Annotated in this window: 20 protein-coding genes; all 20 read right to left on the bottom strand. The window is 52.5% G+C overall.

Annotated elements, in window-relative coordinates:
• The 20 genes from AD659_RS09125 to serC all read right to left on the bottom strand — a co-directional run bounded on the left by AD659_RS09125 (position 1) and on the right by serC (position 19,532).
• Entirely contained in the window at positions 1 to 537 is a 537-nt protein-coding gene (locus AD659_RS09125; protein ID WP_153043996.1) for a hypothetical protein, read from the bottom strand.
• 183 nt (positions 538 to 720) lie between these two features.
• Complete coding sequence (locus tag AD659_RS09120; protein WP_053120406.1) at positions 721 to 2,028, bottom strand: MATE family efflux transporter; 1,308 nt, start codon at positions 2,026 to 2,028, stop codon at positions 721 to 723.
• Positions 2,029 to 2,181: 153 nt separating this feature from the next.
• Positions 2,182 to 2,874 carry an acylneuraminate cytidylyltransferase family protein gene (locus AD659_RS09115; protein ID WP_053120405.1) on the bottom strand — a complete coding sequence of 231 codons (693 nt, stop codon included), beginning with the start codon at positions 2,872 to 2,874 and terminating at the stop codon, positions 2,182 to 2,184.
• Between the two features lie 49 nt (positions 2,875 to 2,923).
• The gene (locus AD659_RS09110; protein WP_053120402.1) at positions 2,924 to 3,970 is read right to left on the bottom strand and encodes a nucleotidyltransferase family protein; all 1,047 of its coding nucleotides are present in this window, start codon (positions 3,968 to 3,970) and stop codon (positions 2,924 to 2,926) included.
• Positions 3,971 to 3,979: 9 nt separating this feature from the next.
• A complete protein-coding gene (locus AD659_RS29155; protein WP_082341889.1) occupies positions 3,980 to 4,645 on the bottom strand; it encodes an acetyltransferase in 666 nt (221 codons plus the stop codon).
• Positions 4,642 to 5,727, bottom strand: coding sequence for an N-acetylneuraminate synthase (gene neuB, locus AD659_RS09105; protein WP_053120400.1), 1,086 nt, complete (start codon positions 5,725 to 5,727; stop codon positions 4,642 to 4,644). The genes AD659_RS29155 and neuB overlap by 4 nt, the downstream gene beginning before the upstream one ends.
• A complete protein-coding gene (neuC, locus tag AD659_RS09100; protein WP_053120398.1) occupies positions 5,724 to 6,884 on the bottom strand; it encodes a UDP-N-acetylglucosamine 2-epimerase in 1,161 nt (386 codons plus the stop codon). Before neuC ends, neuB begins: the two co-directional genes overlap by 4 nt.
• Positions 6,874 to 8,031 (bottom strand): LegC family aminotransferase, encoded by a 1,158-nt coding sequence (locus tag AD659_RS09095; RefSeq protein ID WP_053120396.1) that lies wholly within the window; start codon positions 8,029 to 8,031, stop codon positions 6,874 to 6,876. The genes neuC and AD659_RS09095 overlap by 11 nt, the downstream gene beginning before the upstream one ends.
• 9 nt (positions 8,032 to 8,040) lie before the next feature.
• Entirely contained in the window at positions 8,041 to 9,021 is a 981-nt protein-coding gene (locus AD659_RS09090; protein WP_053120394.1) for an NAD-dependent 4,6-dehydratase LegB, read from the bottom strand.
• A complete protein-coding gene (locus tag AD659_RS29740) occupies positions 9,014 to 9,304 on the bottom strand; it encodes a hypothetical protein (protein WP_153043995.1) in 291 nt (96 codons plus the stop codon). The genes AD659_RS09090 and AD659_RS29740 overlap by 8 nt, the downstream gene beginning before the upstream one ends.
• A 770-nt stretch (positions 9,305 to 10,074) precedes the next feature.
• Positions 10,075 to 10,206, bottom strand: coding sequence for a hypothetical protein (locus AD659_RS30350; RefSeq protein WP_269457828.1), 132 nt, complete (start codon positions 10,204 to 10,206; stop codon positions 10,075 to 10,077).
• 40 nt (positions 10,207 to 10,246) lie between these two features.
• Positions 10,247 to 10,471 carry a lipopolysaccharide assembly protein LapA domain-containing protein gene (locus AD659_RS09085; protein ID WP_053120392.1) on the bottom strand — a complete coding sequence of 75 codons (225 nt, stop codon included), beginning with the start codon at positions 10,469 to 10,471 and terminating at the stop codon, positions 10,247 to 10,249.
• A 26-nt stretch (positions 10,472 to 10,497) separates the two neighbouring features.
• Positions 10,498 to 10,794: an integration host factor subunit beta gene (ihfB, locus tag AD659_RS09080; protein ID WP_003199243.1), complete on the bottom strand. Its 297-nt coding sequence runs from the start codon at positions 10,792 to 10,794 to the stop codon at positions 10,498 to 10,500.
• A 144-nt stretch (positions 10,795 to 10,938) separates the two neighbouring features.
• Positions 10,939 to 11,217 carry a hypothetical protein gene (locus tag AD659_RS09075; protein ID WP_053120390.1) on the bottom strand — a complete coding sequence of 93 codons (279 nt, stop codon included), beginning with the start codon at positions 11,215 to 11,217 and terminating at the stop codon, positions 10,939 to 10,941.
• Positions 11,218 to 11,492: 275 nt separating this feature from the next.
• Entirely contained in the window at positions 11,493 to 13,184 is a 1,692-nt protein-coding gene (gene rpsA / locus AD659_RS09070; RefSeq protein ID WP_053120388.1) for a 30S ribosomal protein S1, read from the bottom strand.
• Positions 13,185 to 13,304: 120 nt separating this feature from the next.
• Positions 13,305 to 14,036 (bottom strand): (d)CMP kinase, encoded by a 732-nt coding sequence (cmk, locus tag AD659_RS09065; protein WP_053121341.1) that lies wholly within the window; start codon positions 14,034 to 14,036, stop codon positions 13,305 to 13,307.
• The gene (locus AD659_RS09060) at positions 13,991 to 16,198 is read right to left on the bottom strand and encodes a bifunctional prephenate dehydrogenase/3-phosphoshikimate 1-carboxyvinyltransferase (RefSeq protein WP_053120387.1); all 2,208 of its coding nucleotides are present in this window, start codon (positions 16,196 to 16,198) and stop codon (positions 13,991 to 13,993) included. Before AD659_RS09060 ends, cmk begins: the two co-directional genes overlap by 46 nt.
• Positions 16,199 to 16,226: 28 nt before the next feature.
• Positions 16,227 to 17,339 carry a histidinol-phosphate transaminase gene (gene hisC / locus AD659_RS09055; protein ID WP_053120385.1) on the bottom strand — a complete coding sequence of 371 codons (1,113 nt, stop codon included), beginning with the start codon at positions 17,337 to 17,339 and terminating at the stop codon, positions 16,227 to 16,229.
• A 13-nt stretch (positions 17,340 to 17,352) separates the two neighbouring features.
• A complete protein-coding gene (pheA, locus tag AD659_RS09050; RefSeq protein WP_003199233.1) occupies positions 17,353 to 18,447 on the bottom strand; it encodes a prephenate dehydratase in 1,095 nt (364 codons plus the stop codon).
• Complete coding sequence (gene serC, locus AD659_RS09045; RefSeq protein WP_053120383.1) at positions 18,447 to 19,532, bottom strand: 3-phosphoserine/phosphohydroxythreonine transaminase; 1,086 nt, start codon at positions 19,530 to 19,532, stop codon at positions 18,447 to 18,449. The genes pheA and serC overlap by 1 nt, the downstream gene beginning before the upstream one ends.
• Positions 19,533 to 19,651 lie beyond the last annotated feature (119 nt).

The raw sequence follows: 19,651 nt of genomic DNA, 5'->3' as shown, positions 1-19,651 counted from the left end.
CTAGACAAAAAACACCCCCAACGAAATAAAGAACATCTGATTATCTGGTAAGGAATTCAATGTATTTTCGAACAATGCACAGACGAGGTAACTCCAAAAGACTCGTTTGTAAGCCCCCCCATCCCCGCCCGAACGAGCCTTGAAAAAAAAGACCACAAGAACCAGGAACAGCACGAAACCCAAAATACGCAGGGAATTCATTAAGGCAAAATAAGCACTTTCGCTCACAAGACCGAGTCTCGCCCCCTCATGTGCCCAACGCCCCTGATACAATTCGACAAGAAAGTGTATTTCATAAAATGACATGACTCCGGCACAAAAAGCGCCAAACAAAATTGCTCCAATCAATCCGTGGCGCTTCTTCTCAGTACAACTCCCTAGCAAAAGAGCGATACCTGACATCAAAAAGAAAACTATTAGCGATTCAATCAACCATAGCGAGCCGGGAAAAATAAAATATATTATGCAGACCAAAAACAACGACATGACACACATCAAGCCACTTAAATAGCAACCCGATTTCAGTATTAAAGCCATCGACGCACCTAAAGCCATCAGGTATTTTGCCATTCTGTAAAAAAGTTATCATCGCGGGATGCTAAATTATTCCCATAAAACAAGAATTCAATATAGCAAACCGCAGAAATCACAAGCCACAACGATATTATCGCGACAAAAAAAGCAGATATTTTTTCACGACCCAATCCTGAAAAACCCTCCTTAGGCTTTAGCATCACAATCATCCACTTTAATCAATCCAAAGCCCAGAACGTAAGCCAACGTCTTCCAGACGAATATAATCGCAAAAGCATTACACATACCCCAGAGAACCGATAAAACCCCATCAACTTTCGCAATGCGCATAACAAGATAAGACATGACAAAAATCCCCAAGCCGCCTATCTGACTAAAAAATATATGTTTATCCTTATGGAGCGCATACAATCCCACATGAGGAATCATACTGAGCGAATACAAGGCAATCGACAAAATCAGCCACTTCAGAATATAAAAATAATCTACATAGATACTATTATCCAACCACAGCACCATACCCCAGCCAAAGAAATAACAAGCCAAGGATAAAAATGAGGTAAAGCCAACGACATTCAGAGTCAGGCCGCGCATAGTAGATGAAAACAGATGAGCGTCGCCATCTTTGGCTGAAAGAATGAGTTTCGGGTAATAAAATACAATCACAGCGGCATCTAAGAAGGAAAGCACTGCTGTCGCCATTCCGATATACAGCACATACGCGCCCAAGACGTCTAAACCCGCGACACTCTCAATCCAATACCGATCGATCGTAAAGATACCGCGAATACAAAGACTGGCGATCAATAGAGGCCACATCAGCCTCAGTCCTTTCTTAATCCATGACCAATTCACCGGCCTGAAAAAAGAAAGGAAGCTATAGGACCTTAAACTCCAGAGTCCTATAATCAACGCAAACAAGCACCCCAGAAACCAGAGCACCATAACCAAATTCAAGTTACGTGAGCCCGGCGATAAATACATTATAACTATTACAAGCAAACACCAAACGCCGCTGCGTACGAACAGGACGACGCTCGCAAGCATTTGTTTCGAGATAGCCACCAACACCCTATTTAGCTCTTGAGCCAAATGTTCGACCACTAATAGACATCCAAACCAGTAAATATATTCAATCGGTATAACCCCGGTCGAAAAAAACACAACGGTCAACGGAGCAACTAGAACATAGGCTATCACATACAGCACAAGTTGATCTTTTATATAACCAAATAAAAGATCAGGATCAGAACCGATAATTTCTCGAGTAGAATAATTATAAAACTCAAATCCAACCAAATATATGGCATACCCGATGGTAGCTGATATTAAACCATAGAGACCCACATCCTTGGCATCAAGGTATTTTGCAATAAAAAAAATAAGAGCAAACTTGCTAACCAACGTAGCCGCCCTTATATTCAAATTAATTAAGCGCTTTAGATTTTCGCGCCCTATCAGCGTTAACATTTCATATAGCAACCGAATCAGCATTTATTTATAACAACAGTAAATTTTCCACTTCCACAAAGCGAAATAGAAACATTCCCTACTGCCCACAAAATATTATTAAACCATATTTTAAAATAATGCAGCTCGCCAGCTTTTCAACTTCGAGCTGCCCATCCTGGTTCAGCATCAGGCATTTCAATCAGCATTCAGATTTTCATCATGCACAAACATTTCAGCCATCTTAAAATCGTAAATATCATCAACGTCAACAGCTCGCATACGCGGGATGACAACAGACTTTAAACGCCCATCAAACAGCCCCTTCGCTACCTTTATGTAGGAAGGTCTAGTCACATAAGCGACACCGGTCATATCGTAGACTGCCGGGGCATCTTGTCTCCGAGTGATAGTGCCATCCCCACATACCAGCTTACTTAATCCAACATCATCCCTAACCAACATTGCAAAATACGGGTTTGTTGCCGCGGGTGTTACCGTAACCACCACGTCGGCGCCTTCAATCGAGTCAAGGCATTTACGTACATCGCTGGCATTTCTTAATGGGCTTGTAGCGGGAAGACTCAAGAACACATCAAAATAGTCACCGCGCTGCTCCAAAACCTCGATTGCGTGCTGCCAGGACTTCCACTCCGCCGCTGTATCCGCAGCTAAATACTCGGGGCGCTCAATTACTTCCGCCCCATATTGAATGGCTATGGCCGCAATTTTACTGCAGTCAGTTGAAACGAAAACCTTATCTATCCCTTCAACTTGCTTAGCCACATTAATGGAATATGCCAACAAAGGGGTACCCGCCAAAGTCCTGATATTTTTACCAGGCAGACCTTTAGACCCACCTCTTGCAAATATAAAAGCGTAAGTTTTCATGAACAACCTCTACCTTATAAAAAATAAAACTCATCCGAATGCATAATTTCTACAAACTTAAAAACTCACTTTGCGCCCTTTGAAAGTCTTCCATGCGACCAATATCAAGCCAATATTCATGCACAGGAAACATATTTACATTTCTATCACATTCAATTTCCCTTTCTAAGAGCGTCGGCATGTCAATACGCTCTCCCGGAGGGACACTTTTTACCAGCTCAGGTGAAAGCAAGTAGATTCCGGCGTTTATGAAAAAATGCTGCACAGGTTTTTCAACCATCGAAACTATCTTATGCCCTTCGCTTTGTATGACGCCATAAGGTACACAATATTCGAACTCTCTTACGCACATCGTAGCGGAGCCATTATGTGTTTCATGAAACTCCAGCAGGTTCTGGAAATTCAACGTCGTCAATAAATCGCCATTCATCATGAACAACGGCATGTCTATTTCATCATGGGGAAGTAGACCGAGCGCCCCGCCGGTTCCCAAAGGCGTCTCTTCATGGATATAGGTAATGCTGACGCCCCATTGACTTCCATTGCCAAAGTAGTCTCTTATCATCTCCGGCATATAATGGGTAGATATATAAAAACGATGAAAACCTGAGTTTATAAATCGTTCTAAAATAAGCTCCAAAATAGGCTTATCGCCAACCTTGAGCAGTGGTTTAGGGCAGTTGTGAGTCAAAGGCCTCAATCGTGTACCGAAACCACCGGCCATCAGAAATACCGGATTGTCGCGACGAGGAGTATCGATAAGATCGTGGAGAGTTTCCAGGCCAATGACCCTGTCTTGATCATCTAAGACAGGAAGCTGAAGCAGTTTGTATTGTTCCATCACAGAAAGAATGCGTGCTTTCGTCCAGCCCAGTCGGGCTGTTTTAGGTGATAAGCACATGATGTCTCTGACGGGACCATTTAACGGCAGTTTTTTTAATAGAGCTCGCCTAATATCCCCATCGGTGACGGTACCTAGTAGGCTTTGCTGTTCGTCTACAACCAGCACTATGCGCATAGCAACACGATCGAGCGTAGCTATGGCGTCTTCCATCGCCATATCCGGACTAACAAGCGTTAACTGCCACTGTTTCATTCTTGCCTCTTAATTCTGTTGCCGTTGGGTAACATAAGGTTTAATACCTAACGACATGCAATTGGCTGGTAGAGATCTCACCAGTACCGAGCCGGCACCTACCACCGCATTCTCTCCTACGACCAAGGATTGAACGATGGTAGCACCTGCACCAATGAAAGCATCGCACCCGATGGTGGAACTCCCGCACACCACTGCGCCAGGCGCTATATGCACGTTAGCATTTACAATGCAATCGTGATCGATGCTTGCGCGCGAATTGATAATTGTATTTTCCCCAATCACACTGTCTGCCTGTATAACAGCACCAGCCATCACCTGAACGCCCTGACCAAGACTCACACTTGGATCTACAGAGGAAAACGGGTGAATCAATGCAGGAAAACTGAAACCCTTTGTACGATAACGCTCAAAGATGGTTTTTCGAACGCTGTTATGCATCACATGACCGATCCCATTGATAAGACCGATTCTTTGGGGGTCTAGCTGTTCAATGGAGCTATCACCACCCAATACTTTGATGCCACGCCACTCTTTTATTTCTCGGGACTCAAACTCTGGTGCACACACACCTATAACTTCGAAACCTGCGGACTTAGCCAAAGACAGAAGAACCTTGGCATGTCCGCCGGCACCGACCAGCACCAATGTTTTTGCAGCCTCTGCTGGCTTCACTTTTCGAAAGCCTCGCCAATCGCATATTCGCGAAGGCTAATTTCTCCTATCCGCCCCCATAGTTCAACCGCGGGTAAGCCGCCGCCACTGCGAGCGGTTGTTAGATCTTGGCGTGTTATCACTGCGCCTTTTGCGATTGGACGATTCGCTACAACCTGTTGGCGAGCGGCTTTACGTGTATCCCATTCGCTGGCTTGCGGAGCCTTGCAAGCGCTACCAAGAGCTTGTTCCAAAGCGCGAATGTCGCAGATCATGCTTTTGAGTTCAGTCGGCTCGAGAGATGCCTTGTGGTCAGGCCCAGGCAATGTACGGTCAAGGGTAAAATGTTTTTCAATGACCTTCGCTCCCCTGGCTACCGCTGCGATTGAGACCAATGCCCCCTCAGTATGATCCGAATATCCAACCTCGAGGCCGAAGGCATTTGCAAGCGTATCCATGGCTCTTAAGTTGACTTCGGACCAAGGGGTTGGATATTGCGATGTGCAATGAAGCAGCGTCACATGACCCAGCAATCTGTACCTATTCTCTGGCCTCCCCCAAGAACGCCACACCTCATCCATATTTTGAGGCTCGTGCTCATGGGCCAAGGCATGAGTAATGATAGCCAAGCCCTGCTCAACCTCACTCAGTGTGGCCATCCCGGTAGAAAGAACCAAGGGTTTCTGAGTACGCGCAAATTGCCACAACAATGGTCCATTGGTTAATTCGCCAGAAGGCACTTTGAAAAAAGGCATGCCTAAGCCGGTTAAAAAATCCAGGCTCTCCGTATCAAAAGCGGTAGAAAGAAACTCAATTCCACGACGGCGTGCATGTTGTTGTATATCAAGATGCCACTCTTTGGGCAACTCCAGTTTCTTTAACATAGCCAACTGAGATTCAGCATCATCAGTATTCTTGACTTGATAAGCGGCCTTGGGTGCAGTTTTGGACGCCAGTTTCGCAGCGTCAAACGTCTGAAACTTCACAGCATCAGCACCAGACTCCGCAGCCGCATCAACGAGCGCAAAAGCCATATCCCGTTGACCGTTATGATTAACTCCGGCTTCTGCGATTACATACACACCTTGATGGCTACTTTTCATAGTGAGTCCAAATCGTGGAATTTTTTTGAAGTACTGCCATCAAAATTCATTAGTTTCTGTATGATTTTTTGACTGGCATCACCTTGCCCGTACGGATTCGTTGCATGTTGGCACATGCTGGAAAAATCTTTTGATAGCGCGAGGGCAATAGCTTCGGAAATCGCGTTGCTGCCAGGTTCACAATGTATGACCGTTTGGGCCGCTAGCCTGCCTTTTTGGCGCGAGCCGATATTCACCGTCGGCAATCCAAATGAAGGTACTTCAATGATTCCACTTGATGAATTGCCAACTACAACACTAGCATGCTTTACAGTGCTTAAATAACGTTTGAATCCGAGCGATGGGACAGCGAGCACCCTGGAAGGATTGGCCGCTGCATATTTTTCGATCAGAGATATAATACTGCGACCACCATTATCTGCATTCGGATAAGTTATTATTACCTGATGATCCGGAAATAATTCCAGTGCATCCAACAAAGAAAGGAAACTCTGTTCAGGATCTTCTTCAGCGAGCGTGACCGGGTGGTACGTGACCAACATAAACGGCTTGGTCAATTCAAATCCGAGACTCAGCGACAATGCCTCAAGCGACAAAAACTCGCCACGTTTGATGTGATCCAAACCTACCGCGCCCACATTAAATACGCGGGCCGGGTCTTCGCCCATTTGAATAACACGCTGTCTGTAGGGCTCGGCAGCTACAAAATGCAACATCGACATCTTGCTTATGGCATGCCGGATAGCATCGTCATAGGCCCCTTCAGTTATCTCTCCGCCGTGGATATGAGCGACTGGAATCTTCATGATTAGTGCAGCTTGCACCATAGCCAGCGCCTCGAATCGATCCCCCAGTACTACCAGCACATCTGGAGCCAATCGTTCCAAAGCGTCAGCAAAGCCTAATAAGCCAAGCCCCATGGACTTAATCACACCCACAGCCGTATCAGAGGACAGCAGCATTTCTACTTTGGCACTAATCTCAAATCCATCTTGAACAATATGCTTCCAGGTTTCCCCAAACTCAGGCGACAAATGCATACCGCTCACGATAACCTGCAGTTCCAGTGCAGGTATATCCTTTAGCCCTTTCATCAGCCAATACAAAAGGCCGTACTCGGCCCTTGTGCCGGTGAATACCGCCACCTTACCGACCACGTTGAAACTCCGGCAACACGCTACTTGGCAAATTTACTACTCGTGACTCCAGCCACAATGAATTAGTTAAGTCGCCTTTCATGCATTGACTGTACAATGGCAAATGACACATGAGCTTCCAGATAGGACGAGTCATCACACCCTTATCGTTTGTCGCTTTAAGAAGAGCATCACGGCGCTCAACCGAGTCACAAATAACTGTATTTAACCAATAATTTGAACGACACTCAGGTGGCTCTGTAAAGAAAGTCAACTCACTGCCAGCCAATAGCGCTGCATAACGGGACGCCAATTCGCGCTTGGCCATAACGAACATATCAAGTTGCTCTAATTGCGCGCAGCCTAAAGCAGCATTCAGGTTTGGTAATCTATAATTGAAACCCAATGCATCATGCACATATTCATAAGCGTGGGGTTGCTTGGCCGTCGTAGTCAGGTGTTTGGCTTTAACGCCGATTAGTTCATTCGATAGAATGGCACCCCCCCCACCAGTGGTTATAATTTTATTACCGTTAAAGCTGAGCACCCCTAAGGAGCCAAAAGTACCAGTATGTTGCCCTTTGTAATAACTCCCAAGCGACTCCGCTGCGTCCTCTACCAGAGTAATATTCCAAAGCTTACACACTTTCGTCAGCTGGTCGATCTCCACAGGATGCCCAAAAGTATGCATAGGCAGACAGGCCCGAATGACTTGACTAGTGTCTTTATTACGGCAAAGACCTTCATCATCTAAATAGGCGTGCTCTTGAAGCCATACACTCATCGCCGAAGGGGAAAAACCCAGAGTATGCAAATCAACATCAATAAACACTGGCATGGCACCGCAATAGGCAATGGCGTTGCATGTGGCCACGAAGGTCAAGGCCTGGGTCAATACCAAGTCACCTTCCTTCACATCAGCCAATATCAACGCCGTGTGCAGCGCTGCCGTACCGTTCACCGTGGCCGTAGCCCTGGGGCTGCCAGTATAAGCAGCCAAGTCTTTCTCAAAACGGTCAACAAAAGCCCCCACGCTCGACACAAATGTAGATTCAATCGTTTCAACTACATAATCACGCTCATGTCCGTTAAAGACTGGCGCATGAAGTGGAATGAAATCATTAGTGGCGTATTCGTCGCGCACAAATTTAATCAATGAATCGAACATGAGACTGCCTCAGACGTTGTATATATCAGCTTTATATTTAGCCAAATTTTCGGGAATGAGAAGCCAGTCGATTGTCGCTTGCAGACCCTCAGCAATAGAATAACTAGGCACAAAACCCGTCAAACGTTTGATTTTGGTGTTATCGCACCACAATCTAAAAACTTCCGATTTACCAGGGCGAATACGTTGATCATCAGTCAAAAACTCAACATCACTATTCATGAGTTCCTTGATGAGATTAAGTGTATCTCTCACCGATATTTCGTAGTTCGAACCGATATTCACCACCTCACCGATTGCCTCTTCGCATCTTGCCAATTGCAAGAAGCCCCGGCAGGTATCGGCTACGTAGTTGAAATCCCTCGTCGGAGAGACATCGCCCAACTTAATTTGTTTTTGGCCACTGGCTATCTGGGTGATAATTGTTGGAATAACGGCTCTGGCCGACTGCCTAGGACCGTATGTATTAAAGGGCCTGGCAATGGTCAGCGGCAAATCAAAAGAGTTGAAAAAACTCATCGCCATAGCATCAGCGCCTATTTTTGAAGCGCTATATGGAGATTGAGCTTGTAGAGGATGTTTTTCGTCGATTGGGACGTATTGGGCCGTACCATAGACTTCACTGGTAGACGTATGAATCACTCTTTTTACATTATTTTCCAGGGCTGCCTGGCAGATATTCAACGTCCCTTTTACGTTTGTATCTACATAGCTATCCGGAGCAACATACGAATAGGGGATTGCTATCAAGGCCGCGAGGTGAAAAACCACATCGACGTCCTTGGTTATGTGCTTGCAAAAGTGCGGATCTCTTACATCGCCACTGACCACTTCAACCTGACCAAGGCAGTTGATGTTCTCCAGCCAACCCCAATAGTTAAACGAATTGTACTGGGACAAGGCTTTTACGTGGTAGCCTTCTTGCACCAACAACTCAACCAAGTGAGAGCCAATAAAACCATCGGCGCCCGTCACTAAAACCTTATTCAATTTCCACCTCAGTACTGGTTGAATATTTAAATTTAGCACTGGTAGCTTTAGCTGGGCGACTCTGCTGCAGCGCTAGTCCAAAGCTAAAAACTAAATCTGACAAATTACCGCCCCAGAATTCATCGTTTCCCTGAAACAGGAGATCACTCAAACAACCTAGACCAACTGCATAATTTTGAGCTTCTTTGGCAAGCTCAACTGCCTTTGTTGATTCAATGAACTGATCAAAAGTATAGCTCCTTTCTTCTCCATTGAGAGCTACACAAATTACATCGATCTCCATGATGCAATTTCCTCCTCGGCATAGCCCATCCCTGACCTTGAATAATCCTGTTACTGAATCCGGCTGACTGGGGCGATTGCTTCACCAGGTCATCGCTGACTCGAGGCCACCCTCTAAAAGATACCGCCCCTCTTTGGCGCTCTGGATCGAACGCATGGGACCCTAACCCCTTTCTGCGGCGCGTGAGCGGAGAGAAAGCCAGAGGAGAACTCCACCAGCGTCGGTTATGCGCCGGCCATTCACCCACACATAAATCGCTAAGAGCAGCAATGATAGCGAGGCCAAGCCATTGGGCAAAATGGTTTTTTCAGACATACGCGCTGGCCCGCCATTGAACGACGCAATCCAGGCAGTATTTAGCAACAAATCAAATGGGACGATAGGGAAATCACCTGCATAGCCATCAGCCACTGAAAGCATCTGGCCACTATCGTAGAGGTGAGAACTGATGACAAGCCTGTCACTATATATTCCGAAATAGCCGTCGTCGCAGAATATCTCAACGACAATGGACTCCTCAGGTAAACGACTTTTTCAAGCTATTACTGATGCCGCCTTAAAAAAGCGAATCAAGGCAATGAACCTTCCAAGAATCAGGCCGACAACAGCGCCCAGGAACAAGTCAGCCCTTTATTCGGCTTGATCGGGCCTTCTGGCACCTCAGGGCTGCCATCCTGCCGCTGTACAGGAACACTCCCAGAGTCGACTTCAACTTACGGTAGAAGTTGTATCGCATCTGCAGTGATCGCAGATCTGATATAAATGCATCATCAGATGACCTTGGGCTCCAGCGCCTCGACTTCCACCGTCAAGGCTTCACTACCTGGCCGGCAATCCATTTTATTACCTGCCTCTACCGTTATATCAACCGCCGCCGTAGAGCTGATAGTCGGTGAAGTCAAACTAGTGATCCTTACCAAGACTACCGGGCTCACACATTCATTATTTCAATCGTCGACGCGCACTCACGAACCATGCGAGCAACGGCCCTAGCATCATACCGACGAGAAGGGCCAGTATCACGAAAACCGAAACAGGAAGCTGCGGAGCTGTCCATCCCAGAAATATCAGTGCCAGTGGCTGATTGTTTTCAAGCACGAACAGGACGATCGCTGAGGCCACGAGCAGCGCAAGTAAAACAAGGGCGAGGCGTTTAAAGTTCCGCATGTGGATTCCTTTGTTTTGGCGCTCCGTCAGAGCTCATCCCCCTCCTCCTCGTTCACACGATCCCTAAGCTCTTTACCCGGCTTGAAATGAGGAACAAATTTACCATCAAGGCTGACAGACTGACCGGTCTTGGGATTACGACCGACCCGCGGGGCGCGATAGTGCAGGGAAAAGCTGCCGAAACCACGGATTTCAATACGATCGCCCGTAGCCAGGCACTGGGACATCTGTTCAAGCATGGTCTTGATGGCCAGTTCCACATCCTTGGATGAGAGCAACCCTTGATGGGTGACAATTCGTTCGATCAACTCCGACTTCGTCATATTTTTCCCTTCTTTTTCAAGCAGCTAGGAAAATCGCTTGAAAAGGTTTTAGCATGACCGGAGTGATTTGAACAGCCCAAGTATTGACATTCTTCTTTGCTCCCTAGCCATCTCTTTCCATACAGGCAGGGAGACTTTCTTAAACTATCGACAGATGACCAGCATCGTGCGAGTCAGATAGCCAGCCGGATTAAAACCAAAGGGGTATTGATCGTTATCCTTGGCATCGTCGGATCGGGTAATGACTTTGTAGTCGGCACCCTTGCACTCTCTTGCCGCTCTCTTATGGCACTTCTCCCAGCCAGAGCCCAACCCTGAGCAGTCGACCTCAATACCGCTAACGCCATGCACTGCGTGAGTCTTGGCGCTTGTGGTGCAACCTGCCAATGCCAATATTGCGAATATCAGGATGAGTCTGCTCATTCATCTCCTTAAATATCCATCACTCGGCTGGGTGGCGCCTGATCTGACGCTATCGCGAGCAAGCTCGCTCCCACATCGCCCCAAGAAAACCAGGACATCTGTGGTCCAACCTTGATAGATGGTTGATCCGCTTAAAGAAAGAGACAGCTAGGCTGCAAGATTGGTTTCACAGCGAGACCAGACAGCGCACCTAGAACGAGTAAAGTCTGGCTTTCCCGAATCGCACCCACAAAAAAGGGCGACCGAAGTCGCCCTTTTTTATGGTCTGACAGAACTCAGTTCTGTTTTTCCATCTGTGCACGCAGCAGGTCGCCCAGAGTGGTAGGACCAGCAGCAATGTCAGCGGCTGGCTTGTCGCGCAGGCTCTGGATTGCTTCTTTCTCTTCAGCATCGTCTTTCGACTTGATGGAGAGCTGGATTACGCGGCTCTTGCGGTCAACGCTGATGATCTTGGCTTCTACTTCTTCGCCTTCTTTCAGAACGTTGCGCGCGTCTTCAACGCGGTCACGGCTGATTTCGGAGGCTTTCAGAGTCGCTTCGATATCGTCGGCCAGAGTGATGATGGCGCCTTTGGCGTCAACTTCTTTCACGATGCCCTTAACGATTGCGCCTTTGTCGTTCTCTTGAACGTACTCGGAGAACGGATCGCTTTCCAGTTGCTTGATACCCAGGGAGATACGCTCGCGCTCTGGGTCAACCGACAGGATAACGGTGTCCAGCTCGTCGCCCTTCTTGAAACGGCGTACGGCTTCTTCGCCCACTTCGTTCCAGGAGATGTCGGACAGGTGAACCAGACCGTCGATGCCGCCGTCCAGACCAATGAAGATACCGAAATCGGTGATCGACTTGATGGTGCCGGAGATTTTATCGCCCTTGTTGAACTGGCCAGAGAAGTCTTCCCATGGGTTGGACTTGCACTGCTTGATGCCGAGGGAGATACGACGACGCTCTTCGTCGATGTCCAGAACCATGACTTCCACTTCGTCGCCGACTTGTACGACTTTCGAAGGGTGGATGTTCTTGTTGGTCCAGTCCATTTCGGAAACGTGTACCAGGCCTTCAACGCCTTCTTCCAGCTCAGCGAAGCAGCCGTAGTCGGTGAGGTTGGTAACACGAGCGGTAACGCGGGTGCCTTCTGGGTAACGGGCTTTGATAGCGACCCATGGATCTTCACCCAGTTGCTTGAGGCCCAGGGAAACACGATTGCGCTCGCGATCGTACTTCAGAACCTTGACATCGATCTCGTCGCCAACGTTGACGATTTCCGAAGGATGCTTGATACGCTTCCAGGCCATGTCGGTGATGTGCAGCAGGCCATCGACGCCACCCAGATCGACGAATGCGCCGTAATCGGTGAGGTTCTTGACGATACCCTTGACCTGCTGGCCTTCCTGCAGCGATTCCAGCAGAGCTTCACGCTCGGCGGAGTTCTCGGCTTCCAGGACACTGCGACGGGAAACGACAACGTTGTTGCGCTTCTGGTCCAGCTTGATGACCTTGAATTCCAGCTCTTTGCCTTCCAGGTGCGTGGTGTCGCGCACTGGACGGACGTCAACCAGGGAACCTGGCAGGAACGCACGGATGCCGTTAACGTCGACAGTGAAGCCGCCTTTAACCTTACCGTTGATAACGCCCTTGACCACTTCCTCAGCTGCGAAGGCCGCTTCCAGAACGATCCAGCACTCGGCACGCTTGGCTTTTTCACGGGACAGCTTGGTTTCACCGAAGCCATCTTCAACCGAATCCAACGCAACGTGAACTTCGTCACCTACGTTGATGTTCAGTTCGCCAGCGTCGTTGTAGAACTGCTCAAGCGGGATCAGCGCTTCAGACTTCAGACCAGCGTGAACGGTTACCCAGCGAGCCTGGTAATCGATATCAACGATAACGCCGGTGATGATGGAGCCTGCCTGAAGGTTCAGGGTTTTCAAGCTTTCTTCAAAGAGTTCCGCAAAGCTTTCGCTCATTTTAATTCCTGTTGATTAGGGCGAAGTAAACGCCCATCTCCACACCCCAGACGGTGTGGGTTAGTTTCATATAAAAGAAGCACTACAGGACTATGACTGGTCCCCTGCGGAGCTTCCTGGTCACCCGGCGATATCGCGAATGGCGATCTCGCTCATGATGCGTTGCAACACCTGATCGATGGACAACTCCGTGGAGTCCAGCTGTATCGCATCGGCCGCCGGCTTTAGCGGGGCTACTGCGCGCTGGGTGTCACGCTCGTCGCGCGCACGGATCTCATCTAGCAGACTCGACAGACTAACATCCTCGCCTTTGCCCTTCAACTGCAAATATCGGCGACGCGCCCGTTCCTCGGCGCTGGCGGTGAGGAAAATCTTCAGCGGCGCGTCGGGGAAAACCACCGTGCCCATGTCGCGGCCGTCAGCCACCAGCCCCGGCGGTTCCTGGAATGCGCGCTGACGCTGCAGCAAGGCTTCGCGTACCGCCGGCAGCGCGGCGACCTGGGAGGCCCCGGCGCCTACGCTTTCGGTACGGATGACATCGCTGACTTCATCGCCTTCCAGAATGATGCGCTGGAGCTGACCGTCGGTCGCCGCAATGAATTGCACGTCCAGGTGAGCAGCCAGTGCCTTGAGCAGTTCTTCGTTGGTCAGGTCGACGCCATGATTGCCGGCGGCGAACGCCAGCAGACGGTACAAGGCACCCGAATCGAGCAGGTTCCAGCCCAGTTGCCTGGCCAGGATCCCGGCGACGGTGCCCTTTCCCGAGCCGCTTGGGCCATCGATAGTGATGACCGGTGCCTTGATGTTCACGACTGTGCCTCTTGTGCTACTCGGATACCAACCTGTGCGCATAGCGCCAGGAAGTTCGGGAACGACGTCGCGACGTTGGCGCAATCATGGATGCGAATGGGCGCGCTGGCGCGCAAAGACGCAACACTGAAGGCCATGGCAATGCGGTGATCGCCATGACCATGGACTTCGCCGCCGCCGATCTGGCCGCCGTCGATGATGATGCCATCCGGGGTTGGCTGGCATTTGACGCCCAGGGCGAGCAAACCGTCAGCCATCACCTGAATGCGATCCGACTCCTTGACCCGCAGTTCCTCGGCGCCCGTCAGCACGGTGCGGCCTTCTGCGCAGGCGGCCGCCACGAACAGCACCGGGAACTCGTCGATGGCCAGCGGAACCAGCGCCTCCGGAATCTCGATACCCTTGAGTTTAGCCGCTCGTACGCGCAAGTCCGCCACCGGTTCGCCGCCCACTTCACGCTGGTTTTCCAGTGTAATGTCAGCGCCCATCAGACGCAGGATGTCGATCACACCGGTACGGGTCGGGTTGATGCCGACGTGTTCGAGCACCAGGTCGGAGCCTTCGGCGATCGAGGCGGCCACCAGAAAGAACGCCGACGACGAGATATCGCCCGGCACTTCGATGTGGGTCGCGGCCAGCTTGCTACCAGACTCGACGGACGCCGTGGCGCCATTCACCGTGACCGGGTAGCCGAAGCCACGCAGCATGCGTTCGGTATGGTCGCGAGTCGGGGCCGGCTCGGTGACGGTGGTCTTGCCTTCGGCGTAGAGACCGGCCAGCAGCAGGCAGGACTTCACTTGGGCGCTCGCCATTGGCATGGTGTAAGTCAGGCCCTTGAGCTTGTTGCCACCGCGAATGACCATGGGTGGACGACCGTCAGCGGCCGTCTCGATGACTGCGCCCATTTCCCGCAACGGGTTGGCGACGCGATTCATCGGGCGCTTGGACAACGAGGCGTCGCCGGTCAGGGTGCTGTCAAAGTCCTGCGCAGCCAGCAGGCCGGACAACAGGCGCATCGAGGTCCCGGAGTTGCCGAGGTAGATCGGCCCGGGGGCCGGTTTGAGCCCGTGCAGGCCGACACCGTGAATGGTTACGCGGCCGTGGTGCGGACCTTCGATGACCACCCCCATGTCGCGAAACGCTTGCAGCGTCGCCAGGGCGTCTTCACCTTCGAGGAAACCTTCCACCTCGGTCACGCCTTCGGCCAGGGAGCCGAGCATGATCGAACGGTGGGAAATCGATTTATCGCCCGGTACACGAATACGCCCACTCAGGGAGCCACCAGGTTGTGCCAGGAAAATCAGATCGTTGGAGTTCATAGCGTCCACATAGGCCCGACGGGCCAGGATTTTACTGAAATGCTCGCGGGCCACCCTGGCGCGTGTGAAAACGCCCAGCAATTGGTGCCCGTCCCCTGCATCGACCGCGTCGCGCAAGGCGTCGAGGTCGCTGCGAAATGTATCGAGTGTGCGCAGGACAGCTTCGCGGTTGGCGAGGAAGATGTCGTGCCACATGACCGGGTCGCTTCCGGCGATTCTCGTGAAATCGCGGAAACCGCCGGCAGCGTAACGGAAGATCTCAAGATTTTCATTGCGTTTGGCCAATGAATCCACCAGGCCGAACGCCAACAGGTGCGGCAAATGGCTGGTGGCCGCCAGTACTTCATCGTGTCGCTCGACCTGCATGTGCTCGACGTCGGCGCCCAGCTCGCGCCACAAACGGTCCACCACCTTCAGCGCAGCTGGATCCGTCTGGTCGAGCGGCGTGAGGATCACTTTGTGACGACGAAACAGTTCGGCGTTGGAGGCTTCCACCCCGCTCTGCTCGGAACCGGCAATCGGATGACCGGGCACGAAACGCGCCGGCATCCCGCCGAAAGCCTCGGTGGCGGCGCGCACGACGTTGCCCTTGGCACTGCCGACGTCGGTCAGGATCGCTTGCCCCAGGTCCATGTTGGCCAGGCGTGCCAGCAGCTTTTCCATGGCCAGGATCGGCACCGCCAGCTGGATCACATCGGCGCCCTGGCAAGCGATCGCCAGGTCATCCTCGCAGCGATCGACCACGCCCAGCTCCACGGCCAGCCTGCGCGACTGCGGATCCAGGTCGACACCGACCACCTCGCGGCACAGGCCGCTTTCACGCAAACCCTTGGCAAACGAACCGCCGATCAACCCCAGGCCGACCACCACCAGGCGACCGATCATAGGGGCAGCAGGTTGCAGCGAAGTGACATCAACCACGAACCAGGACCTTGCTCAACGCCTCGAGGAAACGGCTGTTTTCCGCCGGCAGGCCGATGGTGATGCGCAGATGGTTCGGCATGCCGTAATTGGCCACCGGACGCACGATTACGCCTTCGCGCAACAGCCCCTGGTACACCGGCGCAGCGACGCGCCCCAGGTCGACACAGATGAAATTGCCTTTCGATGGAATCCAATCCAGGCCCAGCTCACGCAGGCCTGCTTCCAACTGCGCCATACCGGCCGCGTTGAGGCGACGGCTTTCAGCCAGGTAGGCTTCATCCTGCAAGGCAGCACAGGCAGCAGCCAGGGCGAAGCTGTTGACGTTGAACGGCTGGCGCACGCGATTCAGCACATCGGCCACCACCGCGGTGGACAGGCCATAGCCGACCCGCAGCGAGGCCAGGCCGTAGGCTTTGGAGAACGTGCGCGAAACCAGCAGGTTCGGGTAGGCCGCGAGGAAATCCAGGCCATCGGGCAGATCGCTGCCCTCGGCGTATTCGATGTAGGCCTCGTCCAACACTACCAACACGTGCGCGGGCACGTCCTGCAGGAAGTCATCCAGTGCCTGGGCATCGAACCAGGTACCGGTCGGATTATTCGGATTGGCAATGAAGACCACGCGAGTGTTGGCGTCGATGGCCGCCAGCATGGCCGGCAGGTCGTGCCCCCAGTCCTTGGCCGGAACCACATGGGCATCCGCGCCGACGGCCTGGGTCGCGATCGGGTAGACCGCGAACGCGTGTTCACTGAACACCGCGTTGAGACCTGGCGCCAGGTACGCACGGGCGACCAGCTCAAGAATGTCGTTGGAACCGTTGCCCAGCGTCACTTGGTTCAGCTCGACGCCACAGCGCTCGGCCAGCAGGCTTTTCAGCGCAAAGCCATTGCCGTCGGGGTAACGGGTCAGCTCGGCCAGCTCGTCGCGGATTGCCGCCAGTGCCTTGGGGCTCGCACCCAACGGGTTTTCGTTGCTCGCCAACTTGACGATGCTGGCCGGATCCAGGTCCAGCTCGCGGGCCAGTTCGTCCACGGGTTTGCCCGGAACGTAAGGCGAGAGTTGTTGCACGCCTGGCTGCGCCAGTGCGAGGAAGTTGCCACTCATTTGCTATCCGCCCTTAAAGAACTGCCTTGGGGTAGGAACCCAGCACCTTGAGTGCCACTGCTTCCTGACTGATTTTCTCCAGCACACCTTTTACCAGCGGATCACGATGGTGGCCGACGAAATCGATGAAGAACACGTAGGTCCATTTACCGCTGCGCGACGGACGGGTCTCGATCCGCGTCAGGTCGATACCGTTGTCATGGAACGGCACCAGCAGCTCATGGAGCGCGCCAGGCTTGTTGCTCATGGAAACGATGATCGAGGTCTTGTCGTCGCCGGTCGGCGGGACTTCCTGGCTGCCGATCATCAGGAATCGCGTGGAGTTGTCCGGGCGATCCTCGATTTTTTCGGCCAAACGCGTCAGCCCATAGAGACCGGCCGCCATGTCGCCGGCAATCGCCGCCGAGTTCCACTCGCCCTTGACCCGCTTGGCCGCCTCGGCGTTGCTCGAGACCGCCACGCGCTCGACGTTCGGGTAATGAGCGTCCAGCCACTTGCGGCACTGGGCCAGCGACTGGGCGTGGGAATAGATCCGGCTGATGCTGTCGGTCTTGGTGTTCTCGCCGACCAACAGGTGGTGGTGGATACGCAGCTCGACTTCGCCGCAGATCACCATGTCGTGTTCGAGGAAGCTGTCCAGCGTGTGGTTGACTGCGCCTTCGGTGGAGTTCTCCACCGGCACCACGCCAAAATTCACCGCACCGGCGGCGACTTCACGGAACACTTCATCGATAGCTGCCATCGGCTTGCTGATCACGGCGTGACCGAAGTGCTTCATGGCCGCTGCCTGGGTGAAAGTGCCTTCCGGGCCCAGGTAGGCAACTTTCAGCGGCTGCTCGAGGGCCAGGCACGACGACATGATTTCGCGGAACAAGCGCGCCATCTCTTCGTTGCCCAGCGGTCCCTTGTTGCGTTCCATGACACGCTTGAGCACCTGTGCTTCACGCTCGGGGCGATAGAATACCGGCACTTCGCCTTCGGCCAGGGAAGCCATCTTCACCCGGGCAACTTCCTGGGCGCAGCGCGCGCGCTCGCTGATCAGCTCCAGGACTTTCTCGTCCAGGGCGTCGATGCGCAGACGCAGCGCCTTGAGTTCTTGCTCAGACATCAGCCATGTTCCTTCTCGAACTCTGCCATGTAGGCGATCAGCGCATTGACGGCGTTGATGTCGACGGCGTTGTAGATGGAGGCGCGCATGCCACCGACCGAACGGTGGCCCTTGAGATTCAGCAGGCCGCGTTCGTCGGCACCGGCCAGGAACGGCTTGTCGAGACGGTCGTCGGCCAGGCGGAACGGCACGTTCATCCACGAACGATCGGTCTTGTTGATCGGGTTGCTGTAGAGGCCGCTGGCGTCGATGAAATCATACAGCGTGCGCTGCTTCACTTCGTTGAGCTTGCCGATGGCTTCGACACCGCCCTGCTCCTTCAGCCATTCGAACACCAGGCCGGACAGGTACCAAGCCAGGGTCGGCGGGGTGTTGTACATCGAGCCGTTGTCGGCCGCGACCTTGTAGTTGAGCATGGTCGGGCACAGCGAACGGGCGCGGCCCAGCAGGTCTTCACGAATGATGCTGACCAGGATGCCGCTTGGGCCGATGTTCTTCTGGGCACCGGCGTAGATCATGCCGAAACGGGAGATATCCACAGGGCGCGAGAGAATGTCCGAGGACATGTCGGCCACCAATGGCACGTCGCCAGTTTCCGGGATCCAGTTGAATTCCAGGCCACCGATGGTTTCGTTCGGCGCGTAGTGAACGTAGGCCGCGTCTTTGGACAGCTTCCACTCGTTCTGGCCGGGGATCGCGAAATAGTCGTAGGGCTTGGCGGTGGCCGCCACGTTGACGTGACCGTAGCGCGAAGCTTCTTCGATGGCTTTCTGCGACCAGATACCGGTGTCGATGTAGTCGGCGCTGCCGTTTTCCGGCAACAGGTTCAACGGGATCTGGGCGAACTGCTGGCTGGCGCCGCCCTGCAGGAACAGTACCTTGTAGTTGGACGGGATGTTCAGCAGATCACGCAGGTCCTGCTCGGCCTTGGTGGCAATGGACACGAACTCATCGCTGCGATGACTCATTTCCATGACCGACAGGCCCTTGCCGTGCCAGTCGAGAAGTTCACCCTGGGCACGCTTCAGGACCGCCTCAGGAAGCGCCGCCGGGCCGGCACAGAAGTTATAGGCTCTCTTGCTCACATCCAATCTCGCTCTGATCTGGTGGTCACTTAAATCTTCTGATCTACACACAACTCCCACAGGGGTACCGCTTACTCAAGACATGGATGAATCCGTGGCGAGGGAGCTTGCTCCCGCTG

It is taken from the genome of Pseudomonas thivervalensis (assembly GCF_001269655.1).
GTDB classification, from domain to species: Bacteria; Pseudomonadota; Gammaproteobacteria; order Pseudomonadales; family Pseudomonadaceae; genus Aquipseudomonas; species Aquipseudomonas thivervalensis.
Note: the sequence above shows the minus strand (reverse complement) of the source record. Positions and strands in the feature narration are given on the sequence as shown.